This is a genomic window from Allobosea sp. NPDC003192 (assembly GCF_050275675.1).
Taxonomy (GTDB): Bacteria; Pseudomonadota; Alphaproteobacteria; order Rhizobiales; family Beijerinckiaceae; genus Allobosea.
Genome location: NZ_JBNNPK010000001.1, coordinates 211468 through 229294, shown reverse-complemented (window position 1 = coordinate 229294; position 17827 = coordinate 211468). Strand labels below are relative to the sequence as shown.

Annotated in this window: 15 protein-coding genes; 7 read left to right on the top strand and 8 right to left on the bottom strand. The window is 66.9% G+C overall.

All coding sequences use genetic code 11. The features are described 5' to 3' along the window. Positions 1-7: 7 nt before the first annotated feature. Genes ACQKLX_RS01075 through ACQKLX_RS01065 form a run of 3 tightly spaced genes read left to right on the top strand, consistent with a single transcriptional unit; the run spans position 8 to position 2703 of the window. Entirely contained in the window at positions 8-640 is a 633-nt protein-coding gene (locus ACQKLX_RS01075; RefSeq protein WP_427358694.1) for a DUF1190 domain-containing protein, read from the top strand. Positions 641-643: 3 nt separating this feature from the next. Beyond that, positions 644-1810 (top strand): glutathionylspermidine synthase family protein, encoded by a 1167-nt coding sequence (locus tag ACQKLX_RS01070; protein ID WP_427358692.1) that lies wholly within the window; start codon positions 644-646, stop codon positions 1808-1810. 23 nt (positions 1811-1833) lie between these two features. Beyond that, positions 1834-2703, top strand: a complete 870-nt coding sequence (locus ACQKLX_RS01065; protein ID WP_427358691.1) for a VOC family protein — start codon at positions 1834-1836, stop codon at positions 2701-2703. 21 nt (positions 2704-2724) lie between these two features. Here ACQKLX_RS01065 and ACQKLX_RS01060 read toward each other — a convergent pair whose 3' ends face one another. The 3 genes from ACQKLX_RS01060 to ACQKLX_RS01050 all read right to left on the bottom strand — a co-directional run bounded on the left by ACQKLX_RS01060 (position 2725) and on the right by ACQKLX_RS01050 (position 6804). Then, positions 2725-2982, bottom strand: coding sequence for a hypothetical protein (locus tag ACQKLX_RS01060; protein ID WP_427358689.1), 258 nt, complete (start codon positions 2980-2982; stop codon positions 2725-2727). 94 nt (positions 2983-3076) lie between these two features. Beyond that, the gene (mdoH, locus tag ACQKLX_RS01055; RefSeq protein ID WP_427358688.1) at positions 3077-5278 is read right to left on the bottom strand and encodes a glucans biosynthesis glucosyltransferase MdoH; all 2202 of its coding nucleotides are present in this window, start codon (positions 5276-5278) and stop codon (positions 3077-3079) included. Then, positions 5272-6804 carry an OpgD/OpgG family glucan biosynthesis protein gene (locus tag ACQKLX_RS01050; protein ID WP_427358687.1) on the bottom strand — a complete coding sequence of 511 codons (1533 nt, stop codon included), beginning with the start codon at positions 6802-6804 and terminating at the stop codon, positions 5272-5274. The genes mdoH and ACQKLX_RS01050 overlap by 7 nt, the downstream gene beginning before the upstream one ends. Positions 6805-7149: 345 nt before the next feature. Between ACQKLX_RS01050 and glmU the strand changes: the two genes are divergently transcribed. Next, positions 7150-8505: a bifunctional UDP-N-acetylglucosamine diphosphorylase/glucosamine-1-phosphate N-acetyltransferase GlmU gene (glmU, locus tag ACQKLX_RS01045; RefSeq protein WP_427359261.1), complete on the top strand. Its 1356-nt coding sequence runs from the start codon at positions 7150-7152 to the stop codon at positions 8503-8505. A 45-nt stretch (positions 8506-8550) separates the two neighbouring features. Here glmU and ACQKLX_RS01040 read toward each other — a convergent pair whose 3' ends face one another. After that, positions 8551-9894 carry a peptidoglycan-binding domain-containing protein gene (locus tag ACQKLX_RS01040; protein WP_427358685.1) on the bottom strand — a complete coding sequence of 448 codons (1344 nt, stop codon included), beginning with the start codon at positions 9892-9894 and terminating at the stop codon, positions 8551-8553. A 137-nt stretch (positions 9895-10031) separates the two neighbouring features. Here ACQKLX_RS01040 and glmS point away from each other — a divergent pair, with 137 nt between their 5' ends. Next, positions 10032-11858, top strand: a complete 1827-nt coding sequence (gene glmS / locus ACQKLX_RS01035; protein WP_427358683.1) for a glutamine--fructose-6-phosphate transaminase (isomerizing) — start codon at positions 10032-10034, stop codon at positions 11856-11858. 234 nt (positions 11859-12092) lie between these two features. On the opposite strand, the gene ACQKLX_RS01030 is transcribed toward glmS, so the two are convergent. Then, positions 12093-12485 (bottom strand): YbaN family protein, encoded by a 393-nt coding sequence (locus tag ACQKLX_RS01030; protein ID WP_427358682.1) that lies wholly within the window; start codon positions 12483-12485, stop codon positions 12093-12095. A gap of 110 nt (positions 12486-12595) precedes the next feature. Here ACQKLX_RS01030 and ACQKLX_RS01025 point away from each other — a divergent pair, with 110 nt between their 5' ends. Further along, entirely contained in the window at positions 12596-13288 is a 693-nt protein-coding gene (locus ACQKLX_RS01025; protein WP_427358680.1) for a DUF502 domain-containing protein, read from the top strand. 1 nt (position 13289) lies between these two features. On the opposite strand, the gene ACQKLX_RS01020 is transcribed toward ACQKLX_RS01025, so the two are convergent. Both ACQKLX_RS01020 and ACQKLX_RS01015 read right to left on the bottom strand, forming a co-directional pair. Then, complete coding sequence (locus ACQKLX_RS01020) at positions 13290-14123, bottom strand: AraC family transcriptional regulator (protein WP_427358679.1); 834 nt, start codon at positions 14121-14123, stop codon at positions 13290-13292. 53 nt (positions 14124-14176) lie between these two features. Then, positions 14177-15085 carry a LysR family transcriptional regulator gene (locus ACQKLX_RS01015; protein WP_427358677.1) on the bottom strand — a complete coding sequence of 303 codons (909 nt, stop codon included), beginning with the start codon at positions 15083-15085 and terminating at the stop codon, positions 14177-14179. A 133-nt stretch (positions 15086-15218) separates the two neighbouring features. On the opposite strand from ACQKLX_RS01015, the gene ACQKLX_RS01010 reads away from it, so the two are divergent. After that, a complete protein-coding gene (locus ACQKLX_RS01010; RefSeq protein ID WP_427358675.1) occupies positions 15219-15638 on the top strand; it encodes a RidA family protein in 420 nt (139 codons plus the stop codon). Between the two features lie 11 nt (positions 15639-15649). On the opposite strand, the gene recG is transcribed toward ACQKLX_RS01010, so the two are convergent. Continuing rightward, positions 15650-17752 carry an ATP-dependent DNA helicase RecG gene (gene recG, locus ACQKLX_RS01005; protein WP_427359259.1) on the bottom strand — a complete coding sequence of 701 codons (2103 nt, stop codon included), beginning with the start codon at positions 17750-17752 and terminating at the stop codon, positions 15650-15652. Between the last annotated feature and the right edge of the window lie 75 nt (positions 17753-17827).

The following is a 17827-nucleotide window of genomic DNA, read 5'->3' as shown; positions in this document are numbered from 1 at the left end:
GGGGCCGATGAAGCGCTCGACCCAGATCGGGCTTGCCGCCGCGGGCGTGGTGCTGGTGGCGACCTACTGGTCGCTTTCCGGCGGCGAGACCGACGATTCGCTGATCTACAACAATCTCGCCGATTGCCGGGCCGCCAATCAGCTCAGTGCCAGCCAGTGCGAGCAGCGCTTCAACGAGGCCTCGGCCAACCATCTGCGCGACGCCAAGAAATTCACCAGCAGCGCCGCCTGCGAGCAGGAGTTCGGCGCCAGCGGCTGCCAGAGTGCCGTCTGGAACAACGCCCAGGTCTTCATCCCGGCGCTCGCCGGCATCATGCTGGCGCGCCAGTTCATGTCCGGTGGCGGCGCGGCACAGCCGCTTCTGCCGCCGACCAGCTCGGCCTGTCCGCCGGGCACACGCCAGCCCGGCTCAGGTCGCCCCGAATGCGAGCAGCCGGCCCGCAGTTCCTCGTCCTCGTCGTCTTCAGGCGGCTACTATGGCGGCAGCAGCAGCCGCTCGCGCGCCTATACGACGACCTCGGGCCAGGCGATGGTCGCCCGCAACATCTCCTCGACAGGGATGGCGAGCACGCCGAGCGTCGCCTCGCGGGGAGGATTCGGTTCGTCCTCGCGGTCCTTCTCCTCGTTCTCGTCCTCCTGACCGATGAAACGGCTTCGCCCCACACCGCGTCCGAACTGGCAGGCGGAGGTCGAGCGCCTCGGCTTCGCCTATCACACCCTCGACGGCGAGACCTATTGGGACGAGAGCGTCGCCTATGCCTTCTCGCTGAAGGAGATCGAGGAGGATGTCGAGGCGCCGACCAGTGAGATCGAAGGCCTCTGCTTCGCCTTCGTCGAGCGCGCGCTCAAGGACGAGGCGATCCTGCGCCGGCTCGCCATCCCCGAGGCGCAATGGGGCCTGATCCGCGACAGCTGGCAGCGCGGCGACCGCAATCTCTATGGCCGCCTCGACCTCGCCTATGACGGCAAGAGCCCCGCCAAGCTGCTCGAATACAACGCCGACACGCCGACCTCGCTGTTCGAGGCGTCCGTGGTGCAGTGGGACTGGCTCGAGCAGGCGATGGCGCGGGGCGTGATCTCGCGCGGCTGCGATCAGTTCAACTCGCTGCATGAGCGCCTGATCGCGGCCTTCGGCGAGCTGCGCAACCCCAGGCCCGAGCGCATGCACTTCACCTGCGTGCAGGGCAGTTCCGAGGACAAGGGTACGGTCGACTATCTCATCGACTGCGCCGGCCAGGCCGGGATCGATGCCCGCTTCACCTTCATCGAGGAGATCGGCCTACTCGCCGACGGGCGCTTCTGCGACGGCGCCAGCCTGCCGATCGAGATGCTATTCAAGCTCTATCCCTGGGAGTGGCTGTTCCGCGAGCAGTACGCCTCGGCGCTCGCCGGCTCGCGCTGCCAGTTCGTCGAGCCGCCCTGGAAGGCGCTCGTCTCGAGCAAGGGGCTGCTGCCCTATCTGTGGGAGATGGCGCCCGGCCATCCCAATCTTCTGCCGGCCTTTTTCGAGGACGATCCGCGTTGCGCCGAGCTCGGCGCCAACCATGTCCGCAAGCCGCTCTATTCGCGCGAGGGCGCCAATGTGACGCTGGTCGAGGGCGGGGCAGTGCGCGACAGCGATGACGGCCCCTATGGCGCCGAGGGTTTCATCCTGCAGGCGATGGCGATGCTGCCGAACTTCGACGGCAACTATCCGGTGCTCGGCTCCTGGCTCGTCGCTTCCCAGCCTTGCGGGCTGGGGGTGCGCGAGGATACGACTCCGATCACCAAGAACACCTCGCGCTTCGTGCCGCATTTCATCGAGCCGTAGCGCGTCCAGCCTACGGTCCGACCATGCCTGAAACCAACGCCCACGGCCTCGACCATCTGGTGATCGGGGTCGCTGATCTCGATGCGGCCGGTGCCTTCTACGCCGATCTCGGCTTCCGCGTCGGCGCGCGCAACCGCCATCCCTGGGGCACCGAGAACCGGATCGTCCAGTTCCCGGGCGCCTTCCTCGAATTGATCACCGTCGGCGACGCCACGCTGATCCCGCCGCATGCGCCGCGCAGCTTCTCGTTCGGCGCCTTCGTGCGCGATGCGCTGGGGCGAGGCGAGGGCATGTCGATGCTGGTTCTTGAGAGCCGCGATTCGACTGGCGATGCCGAGGGCTTCCGCGGCGCGGGCATCGGCGATTTCGAGCCCTTCTTCTTCGAGCGGCAGGCGCGCCGGCCCGATGGCAGCGAAGTCCGCGTCGCGTTCTCGCTCGCCTTCGCCGACAATCGGGCTGCGCCGGATTGCGGCTTCTTCGTCTGCCAGCAGCACGAGCCGCAGAATTTCTGGAACCCGGCCTTCCAGCAGCACGAGAACGGTACGAGCGCGCTTTCCGCCGTGTTCCTGGTGACGCCCGAGCCGGCTGCGCAGGCGGATTTCCTCCGCGCCTTTTCGGGTGCCGCGAGTTTCGCGACGCCGGAGGCGGGCCTGCGCCTGCCGCTGCCGCGCGGGCGCCTTGAGGTGCTGACACCGCAGGCCGCTGCGGCCATGCTCGGCGACCCGAGGCCGGAACAAGCCCGCTTTGCTGGCTTCGCGGTCACGGTGCGAGAACTCGATATCGTCGGGTCCCGCCTGGCTGAACGCGGCATCGCTCATCACCGGGACGGAGCGCGCGTCGTCGTTCCGGCGAGTGCGGCGTACGGCTGCGCCATCGTTTTCGAGATGGGCTGAGCGTCGAGACGCTCATCGCGATCAACGCCGACCCGGCCGTCCCCTGCGCCCCCAGGCGCGCGCCCGGGCGACGCGCATGCGCCACCAGCCGCCAGCTCGCCGGCGATGCGTCAGCCGCCCGACCAGCAGCGAATATTCCGCATCGGTTTCGGGGGCGGCTGCCAGGGCCCGGTCGAGATCGAGCGGGTCGGCTGCGGCCTGCACGGGTGGCGACAGGGTGAGCGTCACGCCGCCCGCCACGATACCGAGCAGTCCGAGAAGAAATTGGCGGCGTTGCATGACATTCTCCTTGCTGGAATGGCGAGGAGAATGCGGGAGCCCGCCGGGCTCGTAGTCATCCGAACCGATGACGGCGCAGCGATCGGAAAGCGATCTAGCGCGCTGGCGCCTCGGCTCCGGCGTGAGCCGGGCCTTGGGGCAGATTCGCCAGCAGGCCGAGCAAAGCGCGGTCGTGCAGCACGACCATGCGCTCCTTCGGCTTCAGCCAGATCGCCGCGTCGGCGATCGTCTCGGCGTCGATCAGCTTGGCCTGCGCGACGGCGCGGTCGGGCTCGATTTCGCCGCGCCGGCGCGGCTGGGCATGCGGCAGCATTGCCTCGTGGGTCGCACGCAGCATCGGGTCGGCGTGGAGCACGGTGAGACCGTCTGCATCGTCGAAGCCGGCCTGCGCGAATTCGGCCTGCAGCGCATTGGCACGCAGGGCGATCGCCGGCGGGTCGCCTTCCTCCGGCGTCATCAGCAGCCCGCGCCGCTTCAGCCAAAGGCCGAGCGCGAGGTTGCCCGAGGCCCAGGAGAGCGGAATAGCCAGCACGAGACCGACGATGGTGGGTGACATCCAGGCGAACAGCGAGGTCGCGATCATGAAGGCCGAGAGGCCGGCGACCAGGCCGAGCAGGACATGGGCGCGGTGCCGGCGGACGATGTCCTTGAAGGGAATCGAGCCGTCGTCGCGCCGCTGCGGATTCCAGCCGGTGTCGCGCCCGACCAGGATCTGGAAGACCGAGCCCGATTGGATCACCATCATGATCGGCGCGAAGAAGGCCGAGAACAGGATCTCCAGCACGGCTGACAGGATGAGGCGGATGCCGCCGCCGCAGGCGCGCCGCAGCTTGCCGTCGAACAGCGTCAGCAAGAGGCCGAACAGCTTCGGCGCCAGCAGGATCGCCATGGTCAGGCCGAAGAGGTTGAGCGCGCGCTCGGGGTCGAAGCGCGGCCAGACCGGGAAGAGCCTGAACTCCTCGGTGAAGTATTCGGGTCTGGCGTAGTTGACCTGCAGCACGATCAGGATGCCGACCACGAGCTGCATCAGCCAGAAGGGCGAGGCGAGATAGGCCATCATGCCGGTGGCGAAGTGCTGGCGGGTCGAAAGCTTCAGGCCCTTGGCGCCGATGATGCGCGAATGCTGCAGATTGCCCTGGCACCAGCGCCGGTCGCGCGTGGCGATGTCGATCAGCGAGGGCGGGCTCTCCTCATAGGAACCCGTCAGGTCGGGCAGCATGTAGACCGACCAGCCGGCCCGCCGGATCAGCGCCGCCTCGACGAAGTCGTGGCTGAGGACATGGCCGCCGAAGGGCGGCTTGCCCTTGAGATCGGGCAGGCCGCAATGGTCGGCAAAGGCCTTGGTGCGGATGATCGCGTTGTGGCCCCAGTAATTGCCGTCGCGGCCGGACCAGATCGCCAGGCCCGTCGCGATCACCGGCCCGTAGACCCGCGCCGCGAACTGCTGCAGCCGCGCGAAGAAGGTGTTGCGGTTGATGATCAACGGCAGAGACTGGATGATGCCGGCGTCGGGGTCGGCCTCCATCGCCGCGGCGAGGCGCACGATGCAGGTGCCGGTCATCAGGCTGTCGGCGTCGAGCACGACCATGTGCTCGTAATGCCCGCCCCAGCGTGTGACGAAATCGGCGATGTTGCCGGCCTTGCGGTGGTGGTTCTTCGGCCGATGGCGATAATAGATGCGCGCATCGGCGCCGAGGCGCTGGCGCAGCGCCAGGAAGGCCCGTTCCTCGGCCACCCAGATGTCGGGATTGGTGGTGTCCGAGACGATGAAATAGTCGAAATGGGCGCCCAGACCCGTCGCCTCGATCGATTCCCGGATCGCCGCCACCGCCGCGAAGGTCCGCGCCGTCGATTCGTTGTAGATGGGCATGACCACGACGGTCTTCCGCGTCAGCGTCTCGGCGCGAGGGCTCTTCACCAGCCGGAAGAGCAAAGCGAAGAAGCCGAGGATGGCGCTGGTGAAGGCGAGCGCGATCCAGGAGAAGTTCACCGTGAAGAGGACGAGCAGCACATACTGCAGGAAGGTCGTGCGGCTGACCGACACGACATGGTACATTTCCCAGGCGCCATAGGCAGTCAGCGCCCAGGCCCCCCCGAAGACGAAGACCCTCGCGAGCCAGGGCGTGCGCCAGGCTTGCGGAGCAGCCGGCTTGCGTCCCTCCGAAGCCTTCCAGCTGCGGAAGGACTGCACCGGCATCTCCAGCCGGCTTTCGGGCGGCGTCGCCTCGACCGGAACGGGGCAGCCGGTCGCGACCTCGGTCTCGCTCGGGCGGGCAAGTGCGTCCACGGTCACCATGTCCACCGATTGAGCAGGGTTTCCGAAACCGGCTGGCCGCCGGCGTCCAGCACCAAGCGCAATTCCGAGAGCGTCTCGCTACCCGGGTCGACCTCGAAGGCGACGCGCATGGTCCGGCGTTCGGGGTAAGGCCAGAGCCGCAGATTCTGGATCGTGCCCGGCGTCGCCGTGACATTGGCGCGGATCGCGGCGACGAGGGCGGGATCGCCGAGCCGGTCGCCGGTGAAATCGACGAGGAAGCGGCGCCGGCGCGCCTGCGAGCCGCGGCCCTGCCGGATGCGGGTGGCGATGGCGAGCGGCGGACGCTCCGGCGGCTGCCAGCACCAGGCTTGGCGATATGCGACCATCGTCTCGCTGCCGGCCGCGATCGGCTGGCGCGGACGCCAATAGCTGATGATGTTGTCGTTGAGCTCGGATTCGCTGGGAATCTCGATGAGCTGGACCGAGCCCGGCCCCCACTCGCCGAGCGGTTCCGTCCACACGCTGGGCCGGAGCTCGAAACGCTGGTCGTCATCGACGAAGGCGTTGGGATCGCGCTCGCGCTGGACCAGGCCGAAGCCACGCGGGTTCGAATCCTGGAAGGACGAGACCTGGAGATTGGCCGGATTGCTCAGTGGCCGGTAGAGCCACTCGCCATTGCCGGTGAGCATCTGTACGCCCGAGACTTCATGGACTGCCGGGCGCAGATCATCGAAGCCGCGCCGGCTCTGCGGGCCGGAAAGATAGGTGCCCATCACGCAGCCGAAGCCGACATGGTCGAGATTGGCGCGGGCGAACAGCGTCATCTCGACATCGATGAAGGTGACGTCGCCGGGGCGCAGCGTCATGCGCACTGCGCCGGTGACGCTCTCGGAGTCGAGCAACGCATGGATGATCAGCACGCCAGCGGCCGGGCTCGGCCGCTCGATCCAGTAGGCGCGGAAGAACGGGATCTCCTCGCCGCGGGTCTCGCCCGGACGCAGGATCAAAGCGCGGGCCAGAGCGCCGAAGTTCTGGCCGCGGGCCAGCGAGCGGAAGAAGGTCGCGCCCTGGAACAACGCGAGCTCGTAGGGGCGCTCCAGCCCTGCCGAGACGCGAAAGCCCGAGAACTGCAAATCCGCACCTGCCGGCGGTGGCGTCACGCGGCCATAGTTGAATTTGCCGGGGTCAAAGGCGACGCGCCTGACCACGTCGTCCTCGACCGTGAACAGGCTGACCGGCGACGAGAAGACATAGCCGCGATGCAGCGGCTCGACCGTGAAGCCGCGATTCTCGCCCGCCCAGATCATGCCGGAGGGCTGCGCCCTGATGCCGACATATTGATCATAGGGCAGGGTGGCGTAGCCTTCCGGCAAATCGGTCGCGACAAGCGGCACCATCGGTCGACGCGAGAGGACGCGAGCGGCCTCGATGACGAGCGCGGGATCGAAGCGCTGCCCTTCGGCGATCACCGATTGCACCAGCCCGGCCCATGTCGTCGGGGCCTGTGCCGCCGCAGTGCCGACGGCAAATCGCTGCGCGAGGGCGCCGGTCGCTGCAAGGCTCAAAAATCGACGGCGATTCAAGGATTTCGACATCAGTTCCAACTTGGGCCGGCAAAGCTCTGCCGCCATGCGCTTCTAGAGCATTTCGCGCGGGGCTGAAAAGCGTGGCGCAAGGTCAAAGACGAAAAAAGGGACGCCTTGCATGCAGGAACGCCATGCCAGAAACAAAGCCGTACCGGATGACCAGGCCGGAGCCGATGTTGGGGCGTATCGTCCGCTGGGCTTTGCCAAATCCGCTCGCTATCGGCTATCCACCGCCGGTGCGGCATTCGCCTGCGCCCGGGACGACGACCGGTCGTGGTCGCGTTTCCGTTCCAGAGAGCATGTGACAGGACGATCATGACGGAAATGCAGCCCGCCCGGACCTGCCTCGCCATCGTGCTGGCGGCCGGCGAGGGAACCCGGATGAAATCGGCGCGGCCTAAGGTGCTGCACGAGGTGGCGGGCCGTTCGCTGCTCGGCCATGCCCTGGCGGCGGTGACTGCTGCCGGGGCCGATGCGCTCGCCGTGGTTATCGGGCCCGACCGGCCCGATGTCGAAGCCGAGGTGAAGAAGCACGCTCCGCATGCCGCCGTCTTCGTCCAAACCGAGCGCAAGGGTACGGCGCATGCGGTTCTCGCCGCCCGCGAAAGTCTGACGGGCAAGCATGACGATGTGCTGGTCGCCTTCGCCGATACGCCGCTGGTGCGTCCAGAGACCTTCGCCGACCTGCGCCAGGCCCTGTATGCCGGAGCCGCCGTGGCTGCACTCGGCTTCGAGGCGCGCGACCCGGCCGGCTATGGCCGCTTCGTCACCCGCGATGGCGAGCTCCAGGCAATCGTCGAGCACAAGGATGCCGATGAGGCGACGCGCAGGATCACGCTGTGCAATGCCGGGCTGATGGCGCTCGACGGTGGCAGGGCGCTCGCCATTCTCGACGCGATCGGCTGTGCCAATGCGCAGAACGAATATTATCTGACCGATGCCGTCGCCGTGGCGCGCGCGCAAGGCCTGAAGGCGCTCGCACGGGTCGCGCCCGAGGCCGAGGTGCAGGGTGTCAACGATCGCGCTCAGCTCGCAGCGGTCGAGGCCGATTTCCAGCGGCGCAAGCGGCTGGAGGTGATGCTGGCCGGTGCCACGCTGGTCGCGCCAGAGACGGTGCTGTTCAGCCACGATACCGAGATCGGTCGCGATGTCGTGATCGAGCCGAATGTCGTCTTCGGCTGTGGTGTCAGGGTCGCGGACAACGCCGTCATCCACGCCTTCTCGCATCTGGAGGGGGCGAGCGTTGGACCGGCTGCCTCGATCGGCCCCTATGCTCGCCTGCGGCCTGGCAGCGCGCTGGCGAAGGGGGCAAGGGTCGGCAACTTCGTCGAGATCAAGGCGGCGGCGATCGGCGAGGGCGCCAAGGTCAACCACCTGACCTATATCGGCGACGCCGAGATCGGCGCGAACGCCAATATCGGCGCCGGCACGATCACCTGCAATTACGATGGGTTCTTCAAGTCAAAGACGATCATCGGCGAGGGCGCCTTTGTCGGCTCCAACTCGGCCCTGGTCGCGCCGGTGACGATCGGGGCGGGTGCCTATGTCGGCTCGGGCTCGGTCATCACCCGCGACGTCAAGCCGGATGCGCTCGCCGTAGCACGTGGCCGTCAGATGGAGCGTGAGGGCTGGGCTGCCGCCTTCCGGGCTGCGGCGAAGGCGCGCAAGGCGGCGGGCTGAATTCGGTCGAAACCAGCTGTCGGGCGCGGTGGTTTCCGGCGAGCCTTAACCCAGGCGGTACTCGTGCAGCGTATCCGACGGGATGGCGACGTGGCCGAAGTTCCCCCCGGGGTTCATCAGATAGTGCTGGTTCATGGGCGCCGGAATGTGATGGGCGCCGATTGCATGAGCCAGCTCATGGGCTGTGATGACGCTCAGAGCTCCTCCAGGAGAATACTGATTGTGAGCCGCGCAGTTCACCCAGCATCTGTTGGTTTTGAAGGGCCCCATGCCGACAACGTTCGGGCTGGTCACCTCCTTGAGATTGGCTGCGCAGAAGACCAGAAGGTCCGCATCGTGACCGAACTGATAGAGATCGCGCCAATGGACGAACGCCGCGCCTTTCGGCGCCCGTTGGCCCTGAGTGAGCACATATAGATCCTTGTCGGGGTCGGGCGCCCTCCAGGCGGACTTGTCGTCGTTCAGGGGCAAGGTGCGCTGGATGCGGCCCCAGCCGCGCGTCAGGGTGAGATTGATCTGCGGCTCGAAAATCCAGTTCAGAACCGGCAGCAGATTATCCTGCACATAAGTATCGTCGCCCGGCGTCCGGACCGGCCCGAGATGCACCACGCTGAGCGAGCGCTGGGTCGGCTTGCGGACGATGAGCTTGACCGTCACGATGCGCTTCAGGTCCAGTCGCAGGCTCAGTTCCGTCTCGGCCGCCTTGAGGCCGCGCACGGTCACGCTGATCAGGCGTCCGCCGCCTTCGGATTCGCCGCTCGATTTGCGCACGATGGCGCACACGCCCGGGCCGTTGAACTCGAAATTGACCTCGCCCTCACCGCCGAACAACGCGAAGATCAGGATGCGCGTGGCACCCAGAGGCACCATCTGACAGGCGGGCAGCGATCGGTCGCGGCGTGACCAATCGCCATCGGCCCCTTGGGCCAGGCGAGCGAGGCTGAACCCAAACCGATCCGTGTCGCCGTACATCGGATTGGGCGAGGCGACGGTGGCGAATGTCGGCTTCGGCGGCTTGAGTTCCCATTGCCGCATCTCGTCGTCGAGCGCCTTGATGGTCCGGATCCCGACGATGTCGTCGGCCTTCTGCTGGCGCGGACGGGCGACGATGTCGCGCTTCTGCTTGAACCTCAGCACGGCGCTCGCGGTCTCGGGGCCATATTTGCCGTCGATCCCGATCCCGGCATCGTCGACGCGGTTCAAGGCCGTCTGGATCTTGCTGACATGATCGCCGCGCGCGCCGCGGGTGATGTGACCGGGATCACTGGCGGCGGCAGCCTCCAGCTTGGTGTCGCCTCTGAAGAGGTCCGAAGTCAGGACGGCCATGACGAAAGCCCAAGGATGCGGAACGAGATGATTGTTCCGCACTCGTCCGTTGGGGGCGTCCATCGTTTGAAGGAGTTGCCTTGCCAATCTTGGCGACTTGCAAGGCATTTTGTTCACAGTTCGACATTCAACGTGATTTCGCAATTGCGCCGCCTCGGACTATTGCGATGCGCATCGATATCAACGGATGAGGCACGTTCATGTGCGGGATCGTGGGCATTCTCGGCAAGCAGGCCGTCGCCGGTCAGGTCGTCGAGGCGCTGCGGCGGCTCGAATATCGCGGCTATGACTCGGCCGGCGTCGCGACGCTCGAAGGCGGCCGGCTCAGCCGCCGCCGCGCCGAGGGCAAGCTCAAGAATCTCGAAGTGCGCCTCTCCACCGAGCCGCTCGACGGTCTGATCGGCATCGGCCACACCCGCTGGGCGACGCACGGCAAGCCGACCGAGACCAATGCCCATCCGCATGCCACCGAGAAGCTGGCGGTCGTCCATAACGGCATCATCGAGAACTTCCGCGAGCTCAAGGCCGAGCTCGAGGCCGACGGCCATGTCTTCGCCAGCGAGACCGACACGGAGGTCGTCGCCCATCTCGTCACCCGCGAGCTCGACCGCGGCAAGGATCCGGTCGCGGCGGTCGGGGCTGCGCTGCCGCATCTGCGCGGCGCCTTTGCGCTCGCCTTCCTGTTCGAGGGACAGGAAGACCTGCTGATCGGCGCCCGCAAGGGCTCGCCGCTGGCGGTCGGCATTGGCGACGGCGAGATGTATCTCGGCTCGGATGCGCTGGCATTGGCGCCCTTCACCAACCTCATCGCCTATCTAGACGAGGGCGACTGGGTGGTGCTGAACCGCAAGGGCGCGACCTTCTACGACTCCGACGGCCAACAGGTCGAGCGCCGCGCCCAGCGCGTTGCGGCTGGCGCCTTCCTGGTCGAGAAGGGCAACCACCACCACTTCATGGCCAAGGAGATCTACGAGCAGCCGGAAGTGGTCGGTCATACGCTGACCCACTATGTCGACATGGCGAACGGCGTGACGCGGCTACCCTTCGAGACGCCGTTCGACTGGAAGAACCTGTCGCGTCTCTCCGTCTCGGCTTGCGGCACCGCCTATTATGCCGGCCTCACCGCCAAGTACTGGTTCGAGAAGCTGGCGCGCCTGCCGGTCGAGATCGATGTCGCCTCGGAGTTCCGCTATCGCGAGGCGCCGCTGCCGGCGAACGGGCTCTCGCTCTTCGTCTCGCAATCGGGCGAGACGGCCGATACGCTCGCCTGCCTGCGCTATGCCCGCCGGGAAGGCCAGCATGTCATGTCGGTCGTCAACGTGCCGACCTCGACGATCGCGCGCGAGAGCGATGTCGTCGCCCCGACATTGGCCGGTCCCGAGATCGGCGTCGCCTCGACCAAGGCCTTCACCTGCCAGTTGACCGCGCTCGCCGGCCTCGCCATCGCCGCTGCCCGCGCTCGTGGCACGCTCTCCGCAGAGCAGGAGGCCGCTTACGTTCAGGAGCTGATCGCGCTGCCCGGGCTGATGGCGCAGGCGCTGACGCTGGAGCCGGAGATCGAGAAGCTCGCCCGCAAGCTCGCCAAGGCGCGCGACGTGCTTTATCTCGGCCGCGGCACTGCCTTCCCGCTGGCGCTTGAAGGCGCGCTGAAGCTCAAGGAAATCAGCTATATCCACGCAGAAGGTTATCCGGCAGGCGAACTCAAGCACGGCCCGATCGCGCTGATCGACGAGGATATGCCGGTCGTGGTGATTGCGCCCCATGACGCGCTCTTCGAGAAGACCGCCTCGAACATGCAGGAGGTCGCGGCGCGCGGCGGACGGATCATCCTGGTCACCGACGCCAAAGGCGCGGCCGAATGCGGTATCGTGCCGGAAGCGACCATCATCATGCCGGAGATGGATCCGCTCTTCGCGCCGATCGTCTACGCCGTGCCGATCCAGATGATCGCGTACCAGACGGCCGTTTTCATGGGCAAGGACGTCGACCAGCCGCGCAATCTGGCGAAGTCGGTGACGGTGGAGTGAACCATCATTCCGGGGCGTCGCGGAGCGGCGAGCCCGGAACCCATGAACACGACACTGTTCCAGTTCGTCATGCTCGCCCTTGTGGCGAGCATCCACGTCTTGAACGCCACTCTCGACCAGCGAAGACGTGGATGGTCGGGACAAGCCCGACCATGACGGAATGGGCAATGTTCATGGATTCCGGGCTGAGGCCTGTCGGCCTGCCCCGAAAAGACGGGTGCACCTGACCGGTGCCTATTCCTCAGGCTCCGGCCGGCTCGCGACATAGGTACCGGCCGCGATCAGGCCGGCGCCGCTCAGCCAGAGCGCGATCGGTGGCGCGTCCGTTGCCGCCACGACGACGAAGCTCAGCAGCATCGAGCCGCAGGCGATGTACTTCGTCCTGCGCGCGATCGCGCCCGTCTCCTGCCAGCGCACCACCTGCGGCCCGAGCCAGGGATGGCTGACCAACCAGTGCTCGAAGCGCGGCGACGAGCGCGAGAAGCACCAGGCCGCCGCGATCAGGAAGATCGTTCCGGGCATCAATGGCATGACCAGTCCGATGACGCCGAGCACGGTGCAGACCCAGCCGGCCGCGATATAGAGTGGCCGATGCCAGCGGCGCTGTGGTCTGGAGGGGTCTGACACGAGGCCTATCGACGAATCGGGGACTAGCCACCGGCTGCTGCTCGGCTATCGTCCGATAGTGCGGCGCAACGTGACGGGGCCGCAAGAGCGGACGGAGACCCGGATCGTCGATGAATGCCCGCATGCCCGATCCGCGCCTCGTCGCCCAGCCCGATCTGTTGCGGCCGACCTTCGGCACCAGACTCAGGCGCTATTTCCTGACTGGGCTGGTGCTGGCGGCGCCGCTTGCGATCACCGCCTCGGTGACCTGGTGGTTCATCAATCTGGTCGACGGCATGGTGAAGCCGCTGGTGCCGGCGCAGTTCTGGCCGGAAAACCACCTGCCGTTCCCGCTGCCGGGGTTCGGCCTGATCATCGCGCTGATCGGCCTGACGGTGATCGGATTCTTCGCCGCGAACCTCGTCGGACGCACGCTGATCGGCGCCGGCGAGTCGATTCTCAACCGCATGCCGGTGGTGCGCGGCCTCTACAAGGGCGTGAAACAGATCTTCGAGACGATCTTCTCGCAGTCCGGCACCTCGTTCCGGAAGGTCGGCATGGTGCAGTTTCCGCAGCCGGGCATGTGGTCGATCGTTTTCATCGCCCAGGAGGCGGCTCCCGAGATCGCCGGCAGGCTGCCCGATGGCGACGAACAGATCGGCGTCTTCCTGCCCTGCACGCCGAACCCGACGACCGGATTCTTCTTCTACCTGCCGCGGCGCGAGGTCGTGGAACTGTCGATCTCGGTCGAGGACGGCGCCAAGCTGATCATGTCCGCCGGGCTGATCCAGCCCGGCCAACCGATGTCGGACGGGGCGAAATAGGTCAGCCCTTCAGCGGCACCCAAATTTCGACGATGCCGTTGCCGGTCGCGCCATCGAAGCGCTCGTCCATCAATTCGAGCGTCACGCCCATCGCCGGCTCACGGCCCGATTTGGGCAGCCAGTCGCGCCAGATCGCTTCGAATGTTTGTTTGATGCCGGTGATGTGGCCGCTGTGCTCGAACACGGCGCAGAGCTGCTCCGGCACGCTCAGCCTTGCGAACTCGTCGGACAAGTCGCTGAACGAGGAGACCTCGGCGCCGGCGATGTAGTCGAAGGCGCCGACATCATCGCAGTTATAGCTCGCGCCATAGGCGACGAAGCCCTTCTGACCGGGGATGTGGCCGAAATGCGGGGCGATCTTCTGCCAGAGCAGCGGGATGCCCTGCGTGCTGTCGACCGAGAAATGACCGCTGAAGCCGGCGATCAGCATGGGCTTGCCGGTGACGATACGCGGCTCGGCGAGGAGAGTGCGGGATGCGGCGTGCATGGACAGAGGCTCCACGAGAGCAAGTGATGACAGGTCACGCCTGGAGCGCAGCTCCTCCGGCGTGATGCCGAATTGCTCGCGGAAGGCGCGGGTGAAGGCCTCGTGAGAGCCATAGCCCCAGTCGAGTGCGACCTGGAGGATGTCCGGCGCACCGTCGGCGAGCTGGCGCGCCGCTTCCGAGAGCCGGCGCTCGCGCACATAGCGCATCACCGAGCGGCCGGTCGCCGCGCCGAAGGCGCGGCTGAGATGGAAGCGCGAGACACCGCTGAGCTCTGCGATCTCGTCGAGCGAGAGTTCGGAGGCGAAGCGGCTTTCGATGCACCAGAGGGCTTTCTTGATCGGGTCCATGGCTCACTCACGAAACGCCGGCACCATGGCGGAGGCGAGGCGGGGCCGCTTGATCAGGATTGCTCTTGCTTCTCGCGCGCAGCCTTGACGACATCGAGGAAGGCGCGCAGCGCCGGCGGCACGGTGCGGTGGCCGGGATAGTAGATCGCGACCCGTTCGGGAGCGGGCGTCCAAGGCTCCAGAACCCTGCGGAGGCGTCCCTCGGCCAGTGCGGCCTCCGCGGCTGGGCTTGCGACATAGGCGATGCCGAGACCGTTGATGGCGGCATCCACCATCAGCTCCTCGTCGTCGAGGATGACCGGTCCGCTGGTCTCGATCGCCAGCGCCTGTCCGGCTCGCTCGAACTCCCAGCGATAGAGCTTGCCGCCCGGCACGCGGTGGCCGATGCCGCGATGGCGCGTGAGCTCGTCGGGCGTCCCGGGTTCGCCGAAACCGTCGAGATAAGCGGGCGACGCGACGCAGATGAAGCTGACTGAGCCAGCGAAGGGCACGGCGATCATGTCCTTCGGAATCGAATCCACGAGCCGCACGCCGGCATCGAACCCGGCTGAGACGATGTCGATCAGCTTTCCCTCGACGATGAGATCGACGGTTACATCGGGAAAGCGCTCCGCCATCACCGGCAGGATATCGCGGACAAGGATTGCAGCTCCCAGCCGCGGCGCGTTGATCCTGACGGTGCCGGCAAGGCTGCCGCGGAAGGTGGCGATACTGTCGAGCGCTTCGTCCAACGAACTGAGCGCCGGCTGAAGCCGACCAAGCAGTTCGAAGCCGGCTTCCGTCGGCGAGACACTACGCGTCGTGCGGTTGAGCAGCCGCACCCCGATGCGCTCCTCAAGGGCGCGCATCGCATGGCTCAAGGTCGAGGGCGCGGTGCCGAGTTCATCCGCCGCGCGCCGGAAGCTCCGGCGGGTCGCGACGGTGACGAAAGCGGTCAGGTCGTTGAGCGATGGGCGAGCCATTACTGGCTAATCTGCATCAACTTGTGTCGATTTCAACGGCTAATCAGAACAATGGTCCCGCGCTACGTCATGTCAGCAAGAGCGAACCAGCCGCGAGGCCGCGTGCGTTCGCAAACCGAGAAAAGGAACCGACATGTCCAAACGTGACGCGATTTTCCCAGCCAACCGCCACGCCCTCTACGACATCCATCAATACTCGGCCGCCGTCCGGCATGGCGATCTGCTCTTCATCTCCGGCCAAGTCGGCAGTCGCGAAGACGGCTCGCCCGAACCGGTGTACGAAGACCAGGTCCGGGGCGCCTTCGCCAATCTGCGCGCCGTGCTGGCGGCGGCGGGAGCGAGTTTCGACGACATGATCGATGTCATCTCGTTCCACACCGACCCTGCGACGCAGTTCGAGAAGATGATGGCCATCCGCGCCGAGGAAATCGGCGAGCCGCCCTATCCGACCTGGACTGCCGTTGGCGTGACCTGGCTCGCCGGTTTCGACTTCGAGCTCAAGGTTGTGGCGCGCATCCCGTCCAAGACGGCCGAAAACGCTCAGGCCGCGTAGCGAGGCCCGACTCAGCCCGCCCGCAGCAGGCGGATCGCGACGTCGCGCTCGAACAGATAGAGCAGCGTCCGGATCGCCTGGCCGCGCGGCGACTCCAATTGCGGGTCGCGCTCGATCAGCAGGCGGGCATCGTCGCGCGCTGCCGCCAGCAAATCGCCGTCGATCTCAGGGCGGGCGATGCGCCAGTCGGGCGAGCCGGACTGGCGCGTGCCGAGCACCTCGCCTTCGCCGCGCAGGCGCAGATCCTCCTCGGCGATGCGGAAGCCGTCCTCGCTCTCACGCATGATGGTAAGGCGCGCTTCCGCCACCTGGCCGAGCGGGCCCTTGTAGAGCAGGAGACAGGTCGAGGCGGCCGAGCCGCGCCCGATCCGCCCGCGCAATTGGTGGAGCTGGGCGAGGCCGAAGCGCTCGGCATGCTCGATCACCATCACCGAGGCGTTGGGCACGTCGACGCCGACCTCGATCACCGTGGTCGAAACCAGCACGCGCGTCTGCCCGCCGGAGAAGGCGGCCATGGCAGCGTCCTTGTCGCGCCCGGGCATCTGGCCGTGCAGAAGGCCGACCTTGTCGCCGAAGAGGCCCTGCAGCGCCTCGAAGCGCTCCTCTGCCGCCGCGACGTCGAGCGTGTCGGATTCCTGCACCAGCGGGCAGACCCAGTAGACCTGCGCGCCGCTCTCCAGCGCCCTCCCGACCGCACCGACGACTTCGTCATAGCGCTCCAGCGAGATCGCTCGCGTGGTGATCGGTTTCCGGCCGGCCGGCTTCTCGGAGAGGATCGAGACATCCATGTCGCCGAACCAGGTCAGCGCCAGCGTGCGCGGGATCGGCGTCGCGGTCATCACCAGGATATCGACCGCCTCGCCCTTGGCGCCGAGCAGCAGGCGCTGATGCACGCCGAAACGGTGTTGCTCATCGACGACGGCCAAAGCGAGGTCATGGAAGGCGACACCCTCCTGGAACAGGGCATGGGTGCCGACGACGATGTCGATCTCGCCATTGGCCAGGCCTTCCAGCACCTGCCGGCGGCCCGCGCCCTTTTCGCGACCGGTGAGCAAAGCGAGCTTGAGCCCGGCCTTGTCGGCGAGAGGCGCGAGACGCTCGGCATGCTGGCGGGCCAAAATCTCGGTTGGCGCCATCAGCACCGATTGCCGCCGCGCCTCGGCGGCAGCGGCCATCGCCATCAGCGCGACCACGGTCTTGCCCGAGCCGACATCGCCCTGGAGCAGGCGCAGCATGCGCTCGGGTTTTTCCATGTCGTCATGGATGTCGGCGATCGCCTTGCGCTGGCCATCGGTCAGCGTGAAGGGCAGGGCGCTCTCGATGGCGTTGCGCAGGGCGCCGTCGCCGGACGTGGTGCGGCCGGCCGCCTTCTTCTGCTGGCGGCGGGCGAGCGCGAGCGCGATCTGGCTCGCCAGCAATTCGTCATAGGCGATGCGCCGACGCACGACCGTTTCGCCAGTCGCCGCCTTGAGATCGACCGGGTGATGCAAGGCATGGATGGCATCGCGGAAGGGCGCGAAGTCGTTGCGGGCCGCGAAGGCCTCGTCCTGCCATTCCGGCAGCTCGGGACAGCGTTCGGCCGCTCCGGCGGCGATGCGCGCCATGACGCGCCCGCCAATGCCTTCGGTCAGCCCGTAGACCGGCTCGACCGAGGGCAGGGTGGCGGCGAGCTTGGGATCGAGGATGCGATCGGGATGCACCATCTGGCGCATGCCGTCCCAGAGTTCGAGCTTCCCCGAGATGATGCGATAGGCGCCGATTGGCAGGGTCTGCAGGAGATGGCGGACATCGGCATGGAAGAAGACCAGCGTGACGTCGCCGGTCTCGTCCTCGACGATGATGCGATAGGGCGCCTTGGCCTTGGTCGGCGGTGCCGGGCGGTGCTCGGTGACGCGTGCCGAGAAGGTCGCGATCTCGCCGATCGGCGCCTCGGCAATGCTCTCGCTCGGCCGCCGGTCGATCGCCCCGGTCGGCAGATGGAACATCAGGTCGATGACGCGGGCCGCATGCGTCTCGTCGCCCAAGAGCTTGTCGAGCGACTTGGCCGATTTGGGACCGACACCAGCGAGCGTCGTGGCCGGGGCGAAGAGCGGATCGAGGACGGATGGGCGCAATGGCTTCACGGCATGTCAGGAGTGCGAGGCCGGTGGCATTCCTGCCGCTGACTTCGCGAGATGGCATCGCTATAT

What these genes read in the sequence shown, in the direction of transcription:
- ACQKLX_RS01065 (WP_427358691.1), top strand. Translation starts at nt 1,834, where the DNA reads ATGCCTGAAACCAACGCCCACGGCCTCGACCATCTGGTGATCGGGGTC.
- ACQKLX_RS01070 (WP_427358692.1), top strand. Translation starts at nt 644, where the DNA reads ATGAAACGGCTTCGCCCCACACCGCGTCCGAACTGGCAGGCGGAGGTC.
- ACQKLX_RS01060 (WP_427358689.1), bottom strand. Translation starts at nt 2,982, where the DNA reads ATGCAACGCCGCCAATTTCTTCTCGGACTGCTCGGTATCGTGGCGGGC.
- mdoH (WP_427358688.1), bottom strand. Translation starts at nt 5,278, where the DNA reads ATGGTGACCGTGGACGCACTTGCCCGCCCGAGCGAGACCGAGGTCGCG.
- ACQKLX_RS01075 (WP_427358694.1), top strand. Translation starts at nt 8, where the DNA reads ATGAAGCGCTCGACCCAGATCGGGCTTGCCGCCGCGGGCGTGGTGCTG.
- glmS (WP_427358683.1), top strand. Translation starts at nt 10,032, where the DNA reads ATGTGCGGGATCGTGGGCATTCTCGGCAAGCAGGCCGTCGCCGGTCAG.
- ACQKLX_RS01015 (WP_427358677.1), bottom strand. Translation starts at nt 15,085, where the DNA reads ATGGCTCGCCCATCGCTCAACGACCTGACCGCTTTCGTCACCGTCGCG.
- glmU (WP_427359261.1), top strand. Translation starts at nt 7,150, where the DNA reads ATGCAGCCCGCCCGGACCTGCCTCGCCATCGTGCTGGCGGCCGGCGAG.
- ACQKLX_RS01010 (WP_427358675.1), top strand. Translation starts at nt 15,219, where the DNA reads ATGTCCAAACGTGACGCGATTTTCCCAGCCAACCGCCACGCCCTCTAC.
- ACQKLX_RS01020 (WP_427358679.1), bottom strand. Translation starts at nt 14,123, where the DNA reads ATGGACCCGATCAAGAAAGCCCTCTGGTGCATCGAAAGCCGCTTCGCC.
- ACQKLX_RS01025 (WP_427358680.1), top strand. Translation starts at nt 12,596, where the DNA reads ATGAATGCCCGCATGCCCGATCCGCGCCTCGTCGCCCAGCCCGATCTG.
- ACQKLX_RS01040 (WP_427358685.1), bottom strand. Translation starts at nt 9,894, where the DNA reads ATGGACGCCCCCAACGGACGAGTGCGGAACAATCATCTCGTTCCGCAT.